This is a genomic window from Streptomyces sp. R11, assembly GCF_041051905.1.
GTDB lineage: Bacteria > Actinomycetota > Actinomycetes > Streptomycetales > Streptomycetaceae > Streptomyces.
Window position 1 is genome coordinate 3,949,857 of record NZ_CP163432.1, and the last position, 17,790, is coordinate 3,967,646.

Consider the following 17,790-nt stretch of genomic DNA (forward strand, 5'->3'; position numbering starts at 1 on the left):
TTACTCCTTGGGGGCGAAACGGGTGAGCAGCTCGCGCGGGATGACGACGAACGTCTCATGCTCGCCGACGTCGCGCAGCTGCGCGAGGTGCTCAGGGTCGGTGAGGTGGTCGCCCTGGACGACGATGTCGCCAGTCTCCTCGACCTCGTACAGCGTGGGGCAGTTCCCGTGCTCCGATGTGGTGCCGATGAACCTGAGCGTCATGTCGCCCTCCATCTGGGGTGGTTGGGGACCAGCATGCGCGAGCGGCCCGGAGTGCGGGCACGGATTGCGGCAGATTGCTCGGGCTGCACGGCAGTCCTTGGCTGGCGCGCAATCGGGCATGACAAAGCGGCCCCGCCCTCCGGGAAGAGCGGGGCCGCTGTGGCGGTCAGGCGGTTGTGTTGTCGGTGACGAGTCCGAGGTTGGCGAGCGCTGTGAGTAGGGATGCCAATGCGGCGTTGCCGCCTCGGGAGCCGGTGACGACCGGTTTCGTGGTGGCTGCGGCGCCGTAGAAACCCAGCGTGGTGCCGAGGTGGCGGAGCATCAGGGTCACAATCACCGAGTCATCGGTGGTCCACTCGTTCGCTGCGGAGCGGCGCCAGTTGGTATCGCGCGCCGTCGATCCGGATCCCGCCTCGATAGTGCCGTTGGCGAGGATCCGCCACCGGTCGAACGTATCCCCTGTGACGCCTCCGCCGAACGCGGGAGTCCCGGCCGCAGCCACGTTGTTAGTGACGGTCCCGGTCATCGTCCCGCCCGTCAGCGGCAGGAAGGTCCCGCCACCCACGTGCCGGGGGTCCCGCTGGTGGTGCACAACCACCACGTCCCAGCCGAGTCCTGCACGGTGTCGCCAGCTGTCCACGCGCCCGCGGTAGGGGCGCCGGCCGCGGTGCGGCGGCCCATGATACGGACCGCTGCCAGGCCACTGCTCGCGACATCGACGGGCCCGGTGTAGTGGCCGCCCGCGAGAAAGGCATTCCCCTGCTCGATGTTCTGCACGCGGACCAGGCAGTCGCCAACGACGGTGTCAAGGTTGGAGACGTCGCTCGACAGAGTCGCCACGGCGGCCGTCGTCGCCGCGCCGATCGCAGCCGGGCTGACCGGGTCCGTGCCGCCGCTCGCGTGGGAGCTGGCGTGCGCCGTCGGTGTGCGGGCGTTCGTTGTGGTCGGGTCGTCGGAGCGCAGTGCCACGTCCGGCCCCGCCCCGGCCGCGCCGAGCGGCGGCTGAGGACCAGCTGGCCCCTGCGGCCCGGCCGGGCCGGGCGGACCTTGCACGAGGACGTACTCCCCGTCGTCCGCCCCGGCCGGGGTGAGGTCGGCGATGTCGACAGTGCCGAGCGCGGCAGGCAGCGAGATGTATAGGGCGTCGTCGCCCGTCTCGACGCGGTACGTCCAGCCCGTCGGCGTGAACCCTGCGGCGTCTGTCGCCACAAGCTCACGGGTCCAGTGACCAGCGGCGTCGGGGGTGACGACGGGATCGTTGTCGACGACGACGTCATGTTCGGCGGAGCCGACGCGTCCCGGCACGGGCCGGATACGGATGGGTACCGGGTTGCCCGCGCCGTCAGCGAGGGTCTGGTGTCCGGTCAGGGTGACGGCCGGTCCGGGCGGTCCTTGCTCACCCCGCGGTCCCTGCTCACCTGCTGCACCCTGCTCCCCCTGGGGACCTTGCTGACCTTCCGGTCCGGGCGGGCCCTGCTCGCCGGGCTCACCCGGTGTGCCGTCCGTACCGTCGGTCCCGTCCGTTCCGGGCGTGCCGGCCTCGCCCGGAGTACCGTCCTGCCCATCGCGGCCAGGGGTGCCCGGCTCACCCTTCGGGCCGGGAATCGGCACCAGCACCTCGGCCCGGTCGGGCAGGTCGTCCACTGCCACAGACGGGTCAGGTGCGACGGGCGTCTTCCCCTCGCCCTTAACCTGCTCCCGCAGCTCGGCTACCGCTTCCTCACGCGCGGTTGCCTCGGCGTCGATGCGGCCCCAGATGATGACGACCGCGCCGGACAGGGCGACCAACCAGCACAGCACCGCCACGGGGCGCCAACGGCGGGCCAACGCCCGCTCTGTCCGGGTCACGCTTGTCCTCCGAGTTGGATAACCAGAGAGCGGAGCCGGGCGATCTCCGCCTGATCTACGGCATGTTGTGCGCTGAGCTGCGCGCGCTCTGCTTTCAGCTCGGCGCGCTCAGCCTTGAGTTCGGTTCGCTCCTCTTGGAGGTCGCCAGTCAACGAGGTGTAGCCGGTAAGGGCGTTCTCGCCCCTCCTGCCGAGGTACGCCACCAGCCCGCCGACGACCACGCCTACGCCCACGAGGAGGCTGCCGAGGGTGGTGGGTCCAACAGGTGTCTCCTAGACGCCGCGCGCCAGAGGCGCTGTTCTTTGTGCCGAACGCCCGCGCCATCATGCGCTTCAGCAGGGTGCCACCGGCAGCGATCCCGGCCGCCGCCATCGTTTCCCAGAACGAGGCGCGGAACATGTCGGCCGGGCCCGCGGCGACCGCGATGCCGCCCGCGGCGACAACGGCTGTCGCGAGGGTCCGCTCAGCGAGGTCTCTCGCGTACGTCTTCGCCGTCTTCACGACGGTCTCGGCGTCGGGCAGGTTGATGCTGCTGGACATAGGTTCCTCACTTGGATTCAAGCCCCGTCGGTCCGGCGGGGAATGGGTAGTCCCGCCACCGCAGCCCGCAGGCCCCAACGCAGCCCCCAGCCGTCGCGCACTTGGGATAACAGGACTTGACAGCACCCCTAAGGTCCCTCAGCTCCCCCATGCTTTACAGCCCCTCAGTGCTTGAGCTTCCATCCCCTTGGCCACCGGCACCAGGTCGTTCGTACAGTGGCGCGCTCCACCTGGACGCCATGAACCACGCCCGCTCCACGGTGTGTGGGCCGACGGCGACGGGATAGAAGCCGAGGTGAGTAGTGGGTTGAGGCATGGAGGATCTGTCACCGTCGGGGATTGTTGCACTTGGCCAGGTCACGACTGCGACCATTGAGGAGTGACTTCAACTCCCCTATGGGTACCGCTAGTAGTCGCTGGTGTCGGCGTCGTAGCGACGCTGGTCGCAGGGACCGTTGGCGCTTTGATCACGCAGCGCTGGTCAGACCGCCGCGAAACAGTCGCCTGGGAGCGGGAGCGACAGCGCGAACGCGAAAGCTGGGCTCATGAGGACGAGGCCCGCACGTTCGAGCACCGCCGACGGGCGTATGTGGAATTCTATGAAGCGGTAAAAACGCTGGCCAGGACCGCCTACAACCATTGCTACGGCTTCACAGAAGAGCCTGAGCTGGAGGAGGGCTGGCAGTCTGATGCTTTCGCCAAGCTCGCGCAGTTGCAGTTCTACGCCGATCGGGCCGTAGCCGCTGCTGCTTCCGCTGCCTACAGCGCCGCCTGGTCGTGGGGTCAGTACGGTGTACACGATGCTCCCGACGACCCTAGCTTCTACGAACGGCAGCAGAAGTTCGACGATGCTGAACTTGAGATGCTCCTCCTTATGCGAGAGAGCCTGTCGATTCCGGAAGCTGACCTGACACTTCCACCTCCTGGCTACAGCTACCAGGGGGACCAAGGCGGAGACGGGCATCGGGGGGGCCATGGCTGATGACAGTGACGTCCTTATTGAGTTCTGGAAGTCGCAGTGTGACCAGGCGCGGCAGGTGGAGAACCAACGCGCGGTCCTGACCAACATCGTGATTCTGGTAGCAGCGGCCGGGCTGGGGTTCATCGCACAACAAGGGCTGCGACCCTCAGTCCTGGTCGTCACGGTTCCCATGACGTTGCTTGGGTCGTACGGGGCATTGGCATGCATGAAGTACCGGGAGCGGAATGCTCTACACAACGCACAAGCCGTTAGCCTCCGGAAGAAGCTTGACACTCTGCACCCCGCCGTTTCTATAGGTGCAACGTGGGCCGAGGTCCAACGCGATCAACAAGCGAAGTTCCCTCGGCTATTCAGAGTGCGTCTATTCATGCTGTGGGTGGCTCTTCACACAGGCATCGCCGTGGGGGGCTGCTTGTTGAGCGTTTGGGCGCTGCTGCTGTAACCGGCCCAGCCCCCAACCGCTCGAACCGTGACACCGGCTCTGCCGTTCTTCCCCGTGCCACAACCGCGCCAGATGGGGCGGGGACTCACGGGCAACCGCGGTCGCCGACGGGGCGGCAGAAAGTAGACGCCGAAGTCATTATCCCGCAGGTCAGGCTTCAACTCGCCCCACCTCGCTTCTAAAGCGGGTGTCGCAGGTTCGAATCCTGCCGGGGGCACCAGCCGAAAGGCCCCGGACCGATCATGGTCCGGGGCCTTTGACATCTACTTCTGACATCAGCGGGGTCGGTCACTGACGACCGGGCCGCCGCTTTCGCAATAGCCGGTCCACCTACGCAGCGGTGGTGCAAAGTCCCGCCTACCGCGACGACAAGGTCCGCACCATCCTCCAGACGCTTCCCGACCTGCTGACCCACGGACGCGGGCCCCGGCTGACCGTCCACGCTGCGGACACAGCCATCGACGGACCCCAGGCCGCGCTTGTCAGCAACAACCCCTACGGGATGGGCGACCTCGCCGGCCTCGGACGCCGTGAGGTCCTGGATTCAGGTGCCCTCGGCGTCCTGGGCGTCGACGTCGACAACGCCGCGCAGGCAGCCGAGTTGCTCGCGAAGAGGCACGTGCCCGGCCTCACCAGCCTGACCGCCCAGGAGGTCGTCATCGACGCGGACGAGCCCGAGTTCGAGGCCGGGGTCGACGGTGAGGCACTGACCCTGCCGACGCCCGTACAGTGCACGATCCACCCCCGGGCTCTGCGCGTACGCGTACCACGCCACCGGCCCGGCGTTCCCCGGACGAGGGCCGACATGGACTGGCGGCGACTGGGAAGCTGGCACTGAGTTGAGGAGCCGTCGTCCTTCCGGACGTGATCGGTAGGCCCGTCTGCGAACGCCACCGACTGACCAGCCTGCAACGAGGTCGGTTGCGCGCCGAACAGGGCGTGGTGGTCAGCCGGAGGTCCCCGGCACGACTCAGGGCGTTTTGCAGCGGACCGCTTCGCACTCATGTTCCTGTTTGGTGCCCGTGCTGCTTCGACCGGGCTGGGCGGGTTCGTTCTTTCGCCCCGTGGCCTTCTCGGTGCTGCGACCGTCCGCGGTGAGGCTGTCCGGGTCGGTGCGGTCGGCACGGCCGGCGGGGCCGCTTGCTCGATACTGCCCTGCGCTGCTGACCCACGCTCCTAGCGGTGGATCTATTCGGGGGGCTGTGCGCCGGAGACGCCTCCCGGTTTTCGGCTCCGACCGACAGCGCCCATGATGATCTTGATCGCAAGCCCGAGGATGACGAGATCAGCGATCATCTGCCCGGTGACCACGAGCCGAGCAGCCTCGCTCTTGGCCGTAACGTCACCGAACCCGACCGTCGCGAAGACGGTAACGGCGAAGTACAACCCGTCGGCGTGCGTCAGTGGCCCGCCGAAGTTGCTGGCCGACATTGCCGCCATGACGACATAGGTGCTGGCGAACAGCAGCAGGAAGAACGGAACACTGGTGGTCAGGGCTTCGACGGCCCGCAGTCCCGGGAACGTTGACCGGAAGATCGAGCGCACTTGAAACGCGACCAACCCGGTGAACACGATCAGCCCGACCACCAGCATCGTGACGGCGAACCAGGCCGAGGAATGGTCCAGGGGCAGCAGAAAGTACAAGGTCACCAGCGCGGTGGCGGATCCCGCGATCCGCAGAACAACCCGCACGATCATGCGGCGCGGGAGTCTGGCCTCACGCCGGGTGTCCGGCCCGGGGCCGGCGCTGTCAGTCACTGGTCGCGGTGTGTGGGGGAGGGCTCACCGACAGCGGCGCGCAGCCAATCGTGAGCACTACCGGGGTCGAGGGTGGCGAGAAACTCTGTGAGCGAGCCATCCCAGCTCTCTTTCGCACGTTCGGCCGCTGCAGCAGCGACCATCTGCCGTGTGTCCGTGTCCTTGCAGCGAACCAGCGTGATGGCGGCATCGGGGCCGGCTTGCGCGAGGATCCTGTGGGCTTGCTGCGCGTTGGATCCGACGTGACCTTTGCGCACTCCAGCGGCGTGGGCCCCGACCCTTGCCCCTTTCAGCGTCGCGAACAGACCCATGAATCCGACCATCCATGCGAGGGAAAGGCGGAACAGGGCGTTCACGAAACCGTTGGCCGTCAGCACGCGAGACTGGGTCACCCTCAGCGAGCCGTCGGCGTTTCCTCTGATCACAACAGCAGTCGTGCCGCCCGTGCGGGCCTTCCTGCGGAAACCTCGCCCGAGTGACACCAGCATGCGTTCGGCGCGATGGCGGTTGTCGAAGCTGGCGATGACTACCGATTCCTGCCCAGGTTGCGCGACCGAGGTGGTCTCCGACGTCATGGGGAGTCCTTCGCAGCCGAGGGACCGAGATCAAGACCTGGCTGAGGGCACAGCCACGCCTGCTCGATGGGCTTGCTGTCTCATTTTAGCTGCTCAGAAGCCCTTCGCTCTATCGATCATGCACCGGTTCGAGCGTGGCGGCTCGGCCGGGTGCTTCTCGCGCTGATCGACGCCGTGCTCATCTTCACCGGACTGGTGATCCTCGGCGTGCCCGGGGCTGCCGGGCTGCTCGCCCTGGCCGATGGCGGCACATGGCACGGCTTGCGGGCCCTGGGTGTGGTCGTGGCCGTCCAGGCCATGGAGGGGAACTTCCTGCAACGGTTCATCCAGAGCCGCACGGTGTCCCTGCGCCCGGCCACGGTGATGACCGCCAGCGAGGCAGGTGAACGGGATGCGGGGAGTGCCGCGGTTCCACACCCGAAGGCTCAGGTCAGCAGACCCGGGTTTCCGAGTGCCGCCGTCGCTGCCAGAGCCGGCGTCCGCTACGTCACCCGGGTGCGGCGTCCTGCTGGTACGGCTGGCCGGGTTGGCTGACGCTGGACGGAAAAGTGCCGGCGAGGTGGGAGAAGCAATGGAGCGCCAGACCAACCGATGTGTTGCTGTCGGGGTGGCCGTCATGCTCGGCTGGGCCGGTCTGACCGGCTGCTCGTCGGACGACGAGTCTCCGATCTCCCCCGCCTCCTCGGCGGCTTCTGTTGTGAAGTCGGGGGCGTCGGAGCTTGCCTCTGCGGCCAGCAGCGCGGCAGCGTCCGCGGTGGCTTCTGCGGCCGCTTCCGCGGAGGCGGCTGCCTCGTCTGCGCTGAATGAGGTGAAGGGCGGCCTGGACGCCAAGTCGGACGTCACCCTGGGCAGCGTCGCGACGGACTCCGACGGCAAGGCAGAGGTCCCGGTGACCATCGCCAACCACGACTCGAAGTCGAGGAGCTACATCATCGTGGTCAATTTCAAGGACCAGTCGGGCAACTTGGCCGACGTGGTCGTCCTCGACGTCTCCCAGGTCGCCGCAGGCAAGACCGCCAAAGCCACAGCTCGGAGCAACCGCGACCTGACCGGCACGGTGACCAGCGAGGTCCGCGACGCATTGCGGTACTGACACCACCCAGCCGACCCGTCGGGCGGTGACGCAGGCGGGCCCGCGACGCGTGTCGGTGCCGCACTCGGGATCCGGCCTCGCGCCACACTGATCCTTGATCGGCCGTCGCGGTGCCCGAGGCTCCGATGCCCCCGTGCAAGAGCAGGTGCGAGGTGAGCGGGTCCGCGCAGCACGCTCCCTCTGCTCCGTGGGCAACGGCTGTGCGTTGCTACAGGAAGCGTGGGCGTCATGAGTGGTGGCAGCGCATGGACCGGAGCCGCGGTCGCGGCCGTCACCGCAGGCTACGCACTGTTCTCGCGCCGCCTGGCCTCGACGCCGGTGTCGGCTCCGATGGTGTTCACCGGCTTCGGCGTGCTCATCGGACCGATCGGGCTCGACGTTCTCGACCTGGGCCACGACGCCGGCCCGGTACTGACGTTGATCGAGGCCGCCCTGGCCCTGCTGCTCTTCACCGACTCGATGACGGTACGACGACGCGACCTGCGCACGGGCGGCTTCCTGCCCCTGCGTCTGCTGGCGATCGGCCTGCCGTTGAGCATCGGAGCGGGGTGGCTGCTGGCGTGGCCCTTGTTTCCCGGCCTGACCCTCTGGGAGTTCGCGCTGCTGGGCGCGGTTCTCGCCCCCACCGATGCAGCGCTCGGCAAGACCGCCAGTTCCAGCCCACGTGTCCCGGCTCTGGTGCGCCACGGGCTCAACGTCGAAAGCGGGCTGAACGACGGCCTGGCGCTGCCGTTCTTCCTCATGTTCCTCGCCGCGATCCCCGGCACGATCGCCTCCGAGGAGGGCGTGGAGGGAGTGTTCTGGCGGGCACTGGCGGTCAGCACCGCGGTGGGGCTGACCTTCGGTTGGGTCGGAGGGTGGCTGCTCACCCTCGCGCGGGCCCGGGGCTGGGTGACGGGTGAATGGCAGCAGGTGGTGGTCCTAGCGGTGGCGTTCTGTGCGTACAGCGTGGCGACGGCCATGGACGGGAGCGGCTTCATCGCCACCTGGATGGGCGGGTTCGCGTTCGGCGTCGCACTGCGCCAGGGCGAGCCGACAGGTGCGGAGTCGGCCAAGGAGCGGCCCGCCGGCCTGGCCGAGTACGCGGGCGGGTTGCTGGGGACCCTGAGCTTCCTGGTCTTCGGCGCGGTCCTGCTCGGCCCCACACTGGAGCACCTCGACTGGCGGATCCTCACATACGCCGTGCTCAGCCTGACGGTGGTCAGAATGCTCCCGGTGGCCCTCGCGCTGGCCGGCACCGGCATGCGGCTTCCTACTGTGGCCTACGTCGGCTGGTTCGGACCCCGCGGCCTGGCCTCCGTGGTCTTCGGGCTCCTCCTGGTGGAGGACCACGTGCCCGGGATCGAACTGATGGGCCGGGTCATCGCGGTCACCATCGGCCTCAGCATCCTGCTGCACGGTATGTCGGCCCCGTACTTCGCCGACCGCTACGGGAACTGGTACGACGCCGTAAAGACCACCACCCCCGGCCTGCGCGAGGCCCAGGACGCGTCGGAAGGCTTCGGCAGACAGCACGGCGGCTCACGACGCCTGCGCTGACCGGGCGGGACCTGTCGGCGCGGTCCGCCACCGTCAACCCGGGTGGCCACGGTCCCGCATCCGGCCGGATGATCACCGGCGCGCCCTCCCTCAGGCGCCAGGCCCGGATGAGTTCTAGGGTTGAGGGAGTCCCGAGGGCGCGGAAATCCGTTCCCTCCGTCCGCCTCCTCCACTCGGGCCCTGAAACAGACCAGGAGGGCATGTGACATGTCCACTGCATCGGAAACCCCAGTCCTGGACACCCTCGCCGCCATGACGGTCGACTCGATCGAGCGATGCGGGCTGGCCCCGGACATGCTCCTGCTCACGCGTATCGCGGCACTCGCAGCCTCGGACGCCCCGCCGATCTCCTACGCGGCCCATATCGACCCTGCCCTCAGGACCGGCGTGACCGCAGACCAACTGCAGGACGTCCTGGTCGCCATCGCGCCCATCGTGGGCACGGCCCGCGTCATGACGGCAGCGGGCAACATCGCCGCAGCGCTCGGCATCGCCATCGCAGTCGCCGATGCCGAGATCGAGACACAGGGCTGAGGAGCAGACACCTACCCGGCATCGACGATCCGTACGGCCGGCATCGGGCAGAAGGTCACAGAGCTGCCCCTTCTGCCCGACGTGCCCCGTGCCGGGCGTCCCTACGGCCGCAGGTCCAGGCAGGAGGGTCTTCGATGTCCCAGAACGCGACCACGGCCATGCGCGCCACACCTCACACCACGCCCGAGGATCGCGCAGCTCTCGGCAAGGCGGCGCGGCGCCGCTCGCCGCGGTCGGGCCACGGCGTGTTCAAGCCGTATCCCGACCGGCCGGACCCGCTGGCGATCCTTCAGGCGCAGTCCGCGGCACGGGTGCCCGAACTCGTCCCGATCCGCTACGGCCGGATGATGGAGTCCCCGTTCCGCTTCTACCGGGGCGCCGCCGCGATCATGGCGTCCGACCTGGCCGACACCGCGGTCTCGGGGGTCACGGCACAGTTGTGCGGGGACGCGCACATGCTGAACTTCCGTCTGCTCGCCTCGCCCGAGAGGCAGTTGATGTTCGACATCAACGACTTCGACGAGACGCTGCCGGGCCCCTGGGAGTGGGACGTCAAGCGACTCTCGGCGAGTCTTGTCATCGCGGGCCGGGAGAACGGCTTCGACGACGACGAGCGCGCCCGCATCGTGAGCTCCACGGTCCGCTCGTACCGCGAGGCGATGATCCGCTTCGCGGGCATGGGCAACCTCGACGTCTGGTACGCGAAGATCGACGCGGACCTCCTGGAGTCCCTGGCCACGGGCCGGCTTCACAAGCGTGGCCAGAAGAACCTGGCCCGCGCCATGGCGAAGGCTCGTACCCGCGACAGCCTGCAGGTTTTCGACAAGCTCACAGAGATGGTCGACGGCGAGCCGAGGATCGCGGCGGATCCCCCGCTGCTCATCCCGGCCGGCGACCTGCTGCCGGACGTCGAACGCAACGCGCTGGAGCGCCAGTTCCGCGGTCTCATCGAGCGGTACGGCCGCACTCTCGCCTCCGACCGGCGCGCACTCCTGGCGGATTACCGACTGGCCGACGTCGCCCGCAAGGTGGTCGGCGTCGGCAGCGTCGGCACCCGATGCTGGATCTTCCTCCTGCTCGGCCGGGACGACCAGGACCCGCTCTTCCTCCAAGCCAAGGAGGCCGACACCTCCGTACTCGCCGAACACGTCGGCACCAGCCGGTACCGCAACCAGGGAGAACGGGTGGTCTCGGGCCAGCGGCTGATGCAGGCCACGAGCGACATCTTCCTCGGCTGGGAACGGGTGGACGGCATCGACGGCAAACAGCGCGACTTCTACGTCCGTCAACTGCGCGACTGGAAGGGCATCGCCATGCCCGAGAGGATGCGACCGAAGGACATGCAGGCATTCGGCGAACTGTGCGGGGTCACCCTGGCCCGCGCGCACGCCCGGTCCGGCGACCGCATCGCGATCGCCTCCTACCTGGGCAGCGGCGACTCGTTCGACCGGGCACTGGCCACCTTCGCCGAGGCATACGCCGACCAGAACGAACGCGACCACCAGGCCCTGGTCGACGCCGTGCACGCGGGCCGGCTACCCGCGGAGGAGCTACCGACTGCCTGACCCGGGGGCACGCTCGGCTCGCCCTGCCCGCTCCGCAAGATCGGCTGGGTTGAAGTGACTCACTCCTATCAGGGCTACAAGCGCTGCGGCCTCGCCTCATCCGCTCTTCGGTCCCTGCGCCACGCCTATCCCGGAGTCCAGTGGCACGCGGCAGGCGGGCACTTCCGCGAGGCCGAGCCCTTCTGGGATTCCGTCAGCCTTGACGTTCCCGGCAGTTGCACCGAGCGGAAACGGTGTCATCACATCGAACCCCGATGAGCACGATGCGCGTGCACGCGACCTCACACCAGGGCCGTGGATAGAGGCCTCAACCGCAGGAGTCCGGTGACGCGGGCTGCACCACAACCGCACCAGAATGTGCGGGGACCAGCGGCGAATCACGTGAAAGCCAACGCCAGCGGCGAGACCACACCCCCGATCGTATGCCCAGGTCAACGCCCGAACCACCCCCAAGTGATCGCAGCTTCCCAAGCTGAGAGCGCGAGTTCGCCCAGCTAAGCGATGTCCCGTAAATGATCGCTAGCGCGCTGGGTGATCTGTGTGTTCCTCAGTCACCCGGCGAGGATCAGGTTGTGCAGGCGAGCGATTCCGAGCATTGCGTGGTGGACGCCGTCGCCCTTGAGGCGGCAGTCGCGCAGGATCCTCCAGGTCTTCATGCGAGCGAAGGCATGCTCAACGCGGGCCCGGACTTTGCGGTGGGAAGCGTTGTGTTCCTCTTTCCAGCCGGGGAGTTCGGGCTGGCCCTTCTCGCGGCGGTGCGGGATGACCAGACCGGTGCCCCGGTAACCGCCGTCCGCGATCACCGTGGTCTTCCCAACAGCATCCTTGGCGCCGGACAGTTCCCATGCCTTGCAGTCGTTGCGGTTGCCGGGCAGCGGCCGGCCGACGGCGACGACGAAACGGGTGTCGGCGTCGATGACAACCTGGTGGTTGGTCGAGTAGCGGTAGTTCTTCGACTGCTCGGCGATGGTGTGGTCGCGGGTGGGGACCAGGGTGCCGTCCACGATCAGAACGGCGTCCTTGCGGAACCGCTTGCGCTGCTGGAGCGCGAGCGACGGACCGAGGTGGTTGATGATGCGGTTAGCGGCCGACTTGGACACCCCGAACAGCGGCGCCAGCTGCCGCAGCGTCAAGTTGGTCCGCCAGTACGCAGCAACCAGCAGAACCCGGTCCTCCAGCGGCAGACTCCACGGCCGACCCTTGCGGACGGAGTCCGCACCCTCGCGCCGCAACATGGTGATCAACTTGCCGAACTGTCGCAGGCTCAGCCCGGTGAACAGGGCTATCCAAGACGGCTCCGCCGCCGTAATCACACCAGCCACGGCAAGGATCATCCTCCGTCAAGATCGCCAGTGGCGGAGGTCAGTCGATCAACAACTCGTCAAGGCGCTGGACGGAATGCGGCGTGTCCATCTCATCGGCCATAGCTACCAGGCTCGCGTGGTACTGCCGGGTGATGGGTAGAGCGTCCTCGTAGATCCATGAGCACATGGTGTCGAACGCCAACGCCTCCTCACCATGTGACAGCAGATGGCGCACATCCGTGATGACCGCCTCCGAGGTCAGCGGCGAGTCCTCAAGCAGCGCCGCCACCCGCGCGCGATACGAAAGGCTCACGAGCTGCCCCCATGCCATGGACGAAGGGATCGGTGACCCCACATCCTCGCTGGGCAGCCGGTGGCTGTCGACTCTCCTGATCAGTTACGGGACAGCCCTTAAAGGGTGTTGCACAAGGCCGTGTTTGGGCAGGTCAGGGCGTGTGACTGCGGTCTTCTGGTCATGATGCGAGGGCGAGGTTGTGCATGTGGGCGACGGCTTGGACGGCGTGGTGGAGGCCGTCGCCGTGCTGTCGGCAGTCGCGGAGGATCTTGTGGTTCTTCATGCGTCCGATCACATGCTCCACCCGGGCACGCACCTTGCGGTGGGCGGCGTTGTCCGCTTCCTCGCCTGCCAGCAGGGGCCGGCGCGGGCGTTTGCGGTGCGGCACGACCATCCCACAGTTGAGGTAGGCGCCGTCGCCCAGGACGGTCACGCCCTGGCAGTGCTGGGCCAGGCCGGAAGCGCGCCAGGCGTGGGCGTCTGCCGTGGTGCCCGGTGCCGGTCGGGCCGCTGCGATCACGAGGCGGGTGTCGGCGTCGACGATGACCTGCACGTTCGCGGAGAAGCGGTAGTTGCGGCTGGACGCGCCGACCTTGCGGTCGCGGACCGGGATCAGGGTGCCGTCCACGATCCACAACCGGTCCGCGGCGTCGGCAGGGCGGGAGACGGGTTCCAGTGCGAGCAGCGGACCGAGACGTTGGATCACCCGGCACACGGTGGACGAGGACACTCCGAACAGCGGTCCTAGTTGCCGCATGGTCAGGTTCGTCCGGTAGTACACCGCGACCAGCAGCACCCGCTCCGCCAGCGGCAGGCTCCACGGCCGGCCCTGCATCGTGCCGTTGCCACCGCGCTCCCGCACTGCCTTGAGCAACCGCGAAAACTGCGTCAAGCGCAGCCCCGTGAACGTCTCCACCCACACCCGTTCAGCCCTCAACACCCCAGCCATACAACGGAGATGCCCTGATCACGGCCTTGTGCAACACCCTTTAGGCAGCAAGAAGGGCCGCGCGAGGCCGTGACCGGTCCCCCGTGCCGGTCACGGCCTCGCTGGTGTGAAGGTCGGTCAACGCCCGGATCAGCAGCAGCCGCCCGCAGCGACCGGTTCCTTCGAGTCGGTGTCGGCCGAGGCAGGGATGCAGCAGGTGCTGTCCTGCTGTTTGGCCAGGGAGTTGGCGTCGGCCTTGACAACGTAGACCTCCCAGGGTTCCTGGCCGGGGCCGTGGACCCAGACTTTGTCCTGGAGGGCGTAGCAGCAGGTGGTGTCGTTCTCCTCGGTCGTCGCCAGGCCGGCCTCGCTCAGGCGGGCGGTGGCGGCGTGAACGGCCTCCGTCGACGCCACTTCGACGCCGAGGTGGTCCAGGCGGGTGTCCTGGTCCGGGGTGCCTTCGATCAGGACGAGCTTGAGCGGGGGCTCGGTGATGGCGAAGTTGGCGTAGCCATCGCGGAGTTTGGCGGGCTCGGCGCCGAAGAGTCGGCTGTAGAAGGCGATGGACGCGTCGAGATCCGGGACTCGCAGGGCCAGCTGTACACGGGACATGGCGATCCTCCTTGTGCAGGTGTGGGGGTCAGCAGCCGCCGGACGTGGATGCCGGGGCGCCGACTCCGATCTGGAGGGTGGTGGGGGCGGCGCAGCATCCGCCGCCGGACTCCTCGGAGTTCTCCGGCTCGTCGAACAGGCCCGCGCCGCCGCACACGCCCGTTTCCGGGAGGGTGAGTTCGACGCGCTCGGCGGCCTCCTGGTCGCCTGCGATGGAGGCGGTGATGGAGCGGACCTGCTCGTATCCGGTCATGGCGAGGAACGTCGGGGCGCGGCCGTAGGACTTCATGCCGACCAGGTAGACGCCCTGTTCCGGGTGGGAGAGCTCGTTGACGCCGTGCGGGTAGACGGTGCCGCAGGAGTGGACGTTGGGGTCGATGAGCGGGGCGAGTGCGGTCGGGGCCTGGAGGCGCTCGTCGAGGCCGAGGCGGAGCTCGCAGAGGAAGCCCAGGTCGGGGCGGAAGCCGGTGAGAACGATGACCTCGTCGACCGGGTCGAGGCGTCGGCCGTCCTCCGCGACGAGGACGAGCAGTTCGCCGTCGCGTGCCACCGCCTGTGTACGGAAGCCGGTTACCGCGCTCGCGTGGCCGGCTTCGACGGCGGCCTTGGCTCGCAGGCCGAGTGCGCCGCGGGCGGGGAGCTGGTCGGCCTCGCCGCCGCCGAAGGTGTTGTCACTGATTCCGCGACGCAGGATCCACACCGCGTGTGTGCCGTCGTTCTCCTTCGCGAGGTCGGCGAGGAGGGCGAGGGCGGTGAAGGCGGAGGCGCCCGACCCGACGACAGCGGTGCGCTTGCCCGCGTACCGGGCGCGAACGGCCGGGTCGCTCAGGTTGGGGACGCGGTAGGTGATGCGGTCGGCGGTCTTCTTCTCGCCGAGGGCGGGCAGGCCGTCGGCGCCCATCGGGCTCGGCACGGACCAGGTGCCGGAGGCGTCGATGACCGCGCGGGCGGTGATCCGCTCCTCATCCCCGTCGGAGGACCGGATGTGCACGGTGAACGGCTGCTCGTCGCGGCCGGAGTCGACGATACGGTCGCGGCCGGCGCGGGCGACGCCGGTCACTGTGGCGCCGTAGCGGACCTTGTCGCCGAGGATGTCGGCGAGGGGCTGGAGGTAGCGCTCGGCCCAGTCGCCGCCGGTCGGGTAGCTGGAGGCGTCGGGGCGGATCCAGCCGGTCGGGGCCAGGAGCTTCTCGGCGGCCGGGTCGACGAGTTCGCCCCAGGTCGAGAACAGCCTCACGTGCGACCACTCGCGTACCGCGCTGCCCGCAGCCGTGCCGGCCTCCAGGACCAAGGGTTCGATGCCGCGCTCGACGAGATGGGCAGCGGCAGCCAGGCCGATGGGACCGGCGCCGATGACCACGACGGGCAGCTGGTCGGTGGTGAGCGCGTTCACGAGATTCCCCTTTGTTTCGACATCCGTCGATCTCTTGCGCTGCCAAGCATTACACCTGTATCGATGAGCGTCAACATAGACATTCATCGAATCTAGAGACCAGCATGGAACGGCTCGGCGTAGCGGCGCTCGGGACACGCCACCTCCAGGACCTGAGACTTCCGACCCTCGCATCACTAGTTCGACATGTGTCAACATAGATGCATGTCGAATGCGAAGGTGCTGCCGCTGTTGGAACCCGCCCCCGGCGAGGCTGTGGCGGCGTGCTGCCCACCGGTCACCGAGCGCCCCTTCACCGCGGAGGAGGCCGAGACGGCTGCACGGATGTTCAAGGCGCTCGGCGACCCGGTGCGGCTTCGGCTTTTCTCGGCTGTGGCCTCGCACGAGGGCGGCGAGGCATGCGTGTGTGACATCTCCGACGTGGGCGTCTCCCAGCCGACCGTCTCCCACCACCTGAAGAAGCTCAAGGAAGCCGGGCTGCTCACCTCCGAGCGGCGCGGCACCTGGGTGTACTACCGAGTCGAGCCGACGGTCCTCGCGGCGATGGGGCAGCTGCTGATCAAGGCCGCGCCAGCCGCCTGAGCTGCGGTAACGCAGGGGCGATGTCGCAGGCTCAGTCGTGACGGACCAGTTTGGCCGCGGAGATGAGCAAGATCAGGGCCAGGGCGGGAATGAGGACCAGGTCCGGAACACGCCGAGCAACAGCCCACCCAGCATCGCGCCTGCGATCGAGCCTGCGGCCATGACCAAGGTGAAGCGAAGGTTGGCGCCCAGCACCGCGAAGCTGCCGTCACGGCTGTAGCGGGCGAAAGCCACCAGCATGGTCGGCAAGGACACCAGCAGTGACAGGCTGCCTGCCGTTTTGATGTCCACCGCGAACAGCAGGACGATCGTCGGGATCAGCAATTCACCCCCGGCCACGCCCATGATCGCCGCCACCACTCCGATCCTGACAGCAACTCCCCAAGCTGATGGTGCTGAGCGGCGATCACCCTGATTCTTCAAGGCCATCGTCGTAGGCCGTGCAGTGTCTGGCGCTCTCATCGACGAAAGCGCAGAGCTGACCGATGAACTTCCGGTAGCTCTCGGGAGCGCCGCAGTCCTTGGTAGGCGGTCCGTTGATCCACTGCTGCCAGAGGCCGCCCGGCGTGAGGAATCGGGCCGCATGGTCGGCACCGATCCTGGCATCGAGCAGGAGAAGCGTGCCAAGGGCGGCTGCCCGGTCCTAAAGGGTGTTGCACAACGGCGATCTCGCTCAGATCCAGCCACCGACAGCAAGGTCAACTGCCCGAATATGCATGCCTTCCTGCCGTCTTGGAACGCCGCATGAAGGAGACCCGGAAGATCGACCAGGCGTTGTGCAACAGCCTTTAAGGCTTGTCCCGCAATGCGCATGAGGTGGCAGGGGCAGGCGTGGGAGCAACAGCCATACTCAACGTGTGACGATCACGGATGCTGACGATCTGCTGCCAAACCCATGGGATCTGTTGGCGGGGGCCGACTGGGCTTTGCTCGAGCATGCCTGTGGGTCGGCCGCAGGAACCCCTGCTCTGCTGGCCGGACTGTTGGCGGACGACGCCGGCGCGCAGGCCAGGGCTCTGCGGCACCTCAACGACCCGGTGCATCACCAGAACACTATCTACTCCGCGACCGTGCCTGCGGCACTGTATGTGGCGGCGATCCTCAGCGACCCGCGCACGGGCACCGTTGTAGCCGACCGTGACGGCCAAGCCCTTCCGCTGCGCGCTGCCTTGTTGGCCTGGGTGACGTCGGTGGCCATCGAGGTCGACAGCGAGGCAGAGGCGAAAATGGCAGATGTGGGGCTTTGCCTGGAGGAGCATCCAGAGTCCGTCCAGGTCCGGGCACTGCGTCCCAGGCTCTTCCAGGCTGTCTCTGCTTTCCTCCACGCTCCAGACCTTGCTGTTCAGGAAGCGGCCATTGCTGCGGCTGTTTCGCTCCTGGACGCCCCGGAGCTCGTTCAGCAGCGTGCCCTTCTTACGCCGCTGGTCCGTGATGTGTTGGTCTCCAGCGACAACCGTTCGTATCGCTTCATTGCTGGCCGTGGTCTCAAGTCCTGGGGAGAAGGCACAGATGTGCTGCCTGACGATCAAGACGCAGATCTGTGGGCGGGCGGCTGCAGCAGCGGACCGCCCTTTTGACCGCGATCTCCACGGAGGG

General features: G+C 67.9%; 21 protein-coding genes and 1 pseudogene. 10 read left to right on the forward strand and 12 right to left on the reverse strand.

The window, feature by feature from the left end:
* The 3 genes from AB5J55_RS17900 to AB5J55_RS17910 all read right to left on the reverse strand — a co-directional run bounded on the left by AB5J55_RS17900 (position 1) and on the right by AB5J55_RS17910 (position 2,052).
* Positions 1 to 204: a hypothetical protein gene (locus AB5J55_RS17900; protein ID WP_369271652.1), complete on the reverse strand. Its 204-nt coding sequence runs from the start codon at positions 202 to 204 to the stop codon at positions 1 to 3.
* A gap of 166 nt (positions 205 to 370) precedes the next feature.
* Positions 371 to 730 (reverse strand): hypothetical protein, encoded by a 360-nt coding sequence (locus tag AB5J55_RS17905; RefSeq protein WP_369271653.1) that lies wholly within the window; start codon positions 728 to 730, stop codon positions 371 to 373.
* Positions 731 to 741: 11 nt separating this feature from the next.
* Complete coding sequence (locus tag AB5J55_RS17910) at positions 742 to 2,052, reverse strand: hypothetical protein (RefSeq protein ID WP_369271654.1); 1,311 nt, start codon at positions 2,050 to 2,052, stop codon at positions 742 to 744.
* Positions 2,053 to 3,055: 1,003 nt separating this feature from the next.
* On the opposite strand from AB5J55_RS17910, the gene AB5J55_RS17915 reads away from it, so the two are divergent.
* Together AB5J55_RS17915 and AB5J55_RS17920 are read left to right on the forward strand one after the other, a co-directional pair.
* Positions 3,056 to 3,574 (forward strand): hypothetical protein, encoded by a 519-nt coding sequence (locus tag AB5J55_RS17915; RefSeq protein WP_369271655.1) that lies wholly within the window; start codon positions 3,056 to 3,058, stop codon positions 3,572 to 3,574.
* 773 nt (positions 3,575 to 4,347) lie between these two features.
* Positions 4,348 to 4,859 (forward strand): annotated as a pseudogene (locus AB5J55_RS17920) (diacylglycerol kinase family protein); the annotation flags it as partial.
* Positions 4,860 to 5,204: 345 nt separating this feature from the next.
* Here the strand turns inward: AB5J55_RS17920 and AB5J55_RS17925 are convergent.
* Both AB5J55_RS17925 and AB5J55_RS17930 read right to left on the reverse strand, forming a co-directional pair.
* Positions 5,205 to 5,774, reverse strand: coding sequence for a potassium channel family protein (locus AB5J55_RS17925; RefSeq protein ID WP_369271656.1), 570 nt, complete (start codon positions 5,772 to 5,774; stop codon positions 5,205 to 5,207).
* Positions 5,771 to 6,349, reverse strand: coding sequence for a hypothetical protein (locus AB5J55_RS17930; protein ID WP_369271657.1), 579 nt, complete (start codon positions 6,347 to 6,349; stop codon positions 5,771 to 5,773). The genes AB5J55_RS17925 and AB5J55_RS17930 overlap by 4 nt, the downstream gene beginning before the upstream one ends.
* Before the next feature lie 66 nt (positions 6,350 to 6,415).
* Between AB5J55_RS17930 and AB5J55_RS17935 the strand changes: the two genes are divergently transcribed.
* The 5 genes from AB5J55_RS17935 to AB5J55_RS17955 all read left to right on the forward strand — a co-directional run bounded on the left by AB5J55_RS17935 (position 6,416) and on the right by AB5J55_RS17955 (position 11,080).
* Positions 6,416 to 6,883, forward strand: a complete 468-nt coding sequence (locus AB5J55_RS17935; protein ID WP_369271658.1) for an AI-2E family transporter — start codon at positions 6,416 to 6,418, stop codon at positions 6,881 to 6,883.
* A 37-nt stretch (positions 6,884 to 6,920) separates the two neighbouring features.
* Complete coding sequence (locus AB5J55_RS17940) at positions 6,921 to 7,442, forward strand: hypothetical protein (RefSeq protein WP_369271659.1); 522 nt, start codon at positions 6,921 to 6,923, stop codon at positions 7,440 to 7,442.
* A gap of 228 nt (positions 7,443 to 7,670) precedes the next feature.
* On the forward strand, positions 7,671 to 8,981 hold the full coding sequence (locus tag AB5J55_RS17945; protein ID WP_369271660.1) for a cation:proton antiporter: 1,311 nt from the start codon (positions 7,671 to 7,673) through the stop codon (positions 8,979 to 8,981).
* 207 nt (positions 8,982 to 9,188) lie between these two features.
* Positions 9,189 to 9,515 (forward strand): carboxymuconolactone decarboxylase family protein, encoded by a 327-nt coding sequence (locus AB5J55_RS17950; RefSeq protein WP_369271661.1) that lies wholly within the window; start codon positions 9,189 to 9,191, stop codon positions 9,513 to 9,515.
* Positions 9,516 to 9,649: 134 nt separating this feature from the next.
* Positions 9,650 to 11,080, forward strand: coding sequence for a DUF2252 domain-containing protein (locus AB5J55_RS17955; RefSeq protein WP_369271662.1), 1,431 nt, complete (start codon positions 9,650 to 9,652; stop codon positions 11,078 to 11,080).
* 551 nt (positions 11,081 to 11,631) lie between these two features.
* Here the strand turns inward: AB5J55_RS17955 and AB5J55_RS17960 are convergent.
* The 5 genes from AB5J55_RS17960 to AB5J55_RS17980 all read right to left on the reverse strand — a co-directional run bounded on the left by AB5J55_RS17960 (position 11,632) and on the right by AB5J55_RS17980 (position 15,612).
* Entirely contained in the window at positions 11,632 to 12,402 is a 771-nt protein-coding gene (locus tag AB5J55_RS17960; protein WP_369271663.1) for a transposase, read from the reverse strand.
* 40 nt (positions 12,403 to 12,442) lie between these two features.
* On the reverse strand, positions 12,443 to 12,697 hold the full coding sequence (locus AB5J55_RS17965) for a MafI family immunity protein (RefSeq protein WP_369271664.1): 255 nt from the start codon (positions 12,695 to 12,697) through the stop codon (positions 12,443 to 12,445).
* Positions 12,698 to 12,857: 160 nt separating this feature from the next.
* Positions 12,858 to 13,628 carry a transposase family protein gene (locus AB5J55_RS17970; protein ID WP_369268656.1) on the reverse strand — a complete coding sequence of 257 codons (771 nt, stop codon included), beginning with the start codon at positions 13,626 to 13,628 and terminating at the stop codon, positions 12,858 to 12,860.
* Between the two features lie 129 nt (positions 13,629 to 13,757).
* A complete protein-coding gene (locus AB5J55_RS17975) occupies positions 13,758 to 14,219 on the reverse strand; it encodes an ArsI/CadI family heavy metal resistance metalloenzyme (RefSeq protein WP_369271665.1) in 462 nt (153 codons plus the stop codon).
* A 28-nt stretch (positions 14,220 to 14,247) separates the two neighbouring features.
* Entirely contained in the window at positions 14,248 to 15,612 is a 1,365-nt protein-coding gene (locus AB5J55_RS17980) for an NAD(P)-binding domain-containing protein (protein WP_369271666.1), read from the reverse strand.
* Positions 15,613 to 15,816: 204 nt separating this feature from the next.
* Between AB5J55_RS17980 and AB5J55_RS17985 the strand changes: the two genes are divergently transcribed.
* Complete coding sequence (locus AB5J55_RS17985) at positions 15,817 to 16,194, forward strand: ArsR/SmtB family transcription factor (protein WP_369271667.1); 378 nt, start codon at positions 15,817 to 15,819, stop codon at positions 16,192 to 16,194.
* Positions 16,195 to 16,266: 72 nt separating this feature from the next.
* On the opposite strand, the gene AB5J55_RS17990 is transcribed toward AB5J55_RS17985, so the two are convergent.
* Together AB5J55_RS17990 and AB5J55_RS17995 are read right to left on the reverse strand one after the other, a co-directional pair.
* Positions 16,267 to 16,656: a TSUP family transporter gene (locus AB5J55_RS17990; protein ID WP_369271668.1), complete on the reverse strand. Its 390-nt coding sequence runs from the start codon at positions 16,654 to 16,656 to the stop codon at positions 16,267 to 16,269.
* Positions 16,601 to 16,807 (reverse strand): DUF6000 family protein, encoded by a 207-nt coding sequence (locus AB5J55_RS17995; protein WP_369276220.1) that lies wholly within the window; start codon positions 16,805 to 16,807, stop codon positions 16,601 to 16,603. Before AB5J55_RS17995 ends, AB5J55_RS17990 begins: the two co-directional genes overlap by 56 nt.
* Here AB5J55_RS17995 and AB5J55_RS18000 point away from each other — a divergent pair.
* Positions 16,778 to 16,942, forward strand: a complete 165-nt coding sequence (locus AB5J55_RS18000; protein WP_369271669.1) for a hypothetical protein — start codon at positions 16,778 to 16,780, stop codon at positions 16,940 to 16,942. The genes AB5J55_RS17995 and AB5J55_RS18000 overlap by 30 nt on opposite strands.
* A 109-nt stretch (positions 16,943 to 17,051) precedes the next feature.
* Positions 17,052 to 17,771: a hypothetical protein gene (locus AB5J55_RS18005; RefSeq protein ID WP_369271670.1), complete on the forward strand. Its 720-nt coding sequence runs from the start codon at positions 17,052 to 17,054 to the stop codon at positions 17,769 to 17,771.
* Positions 17,772 to 17,790: the final 19 nt, after the last annotated feature.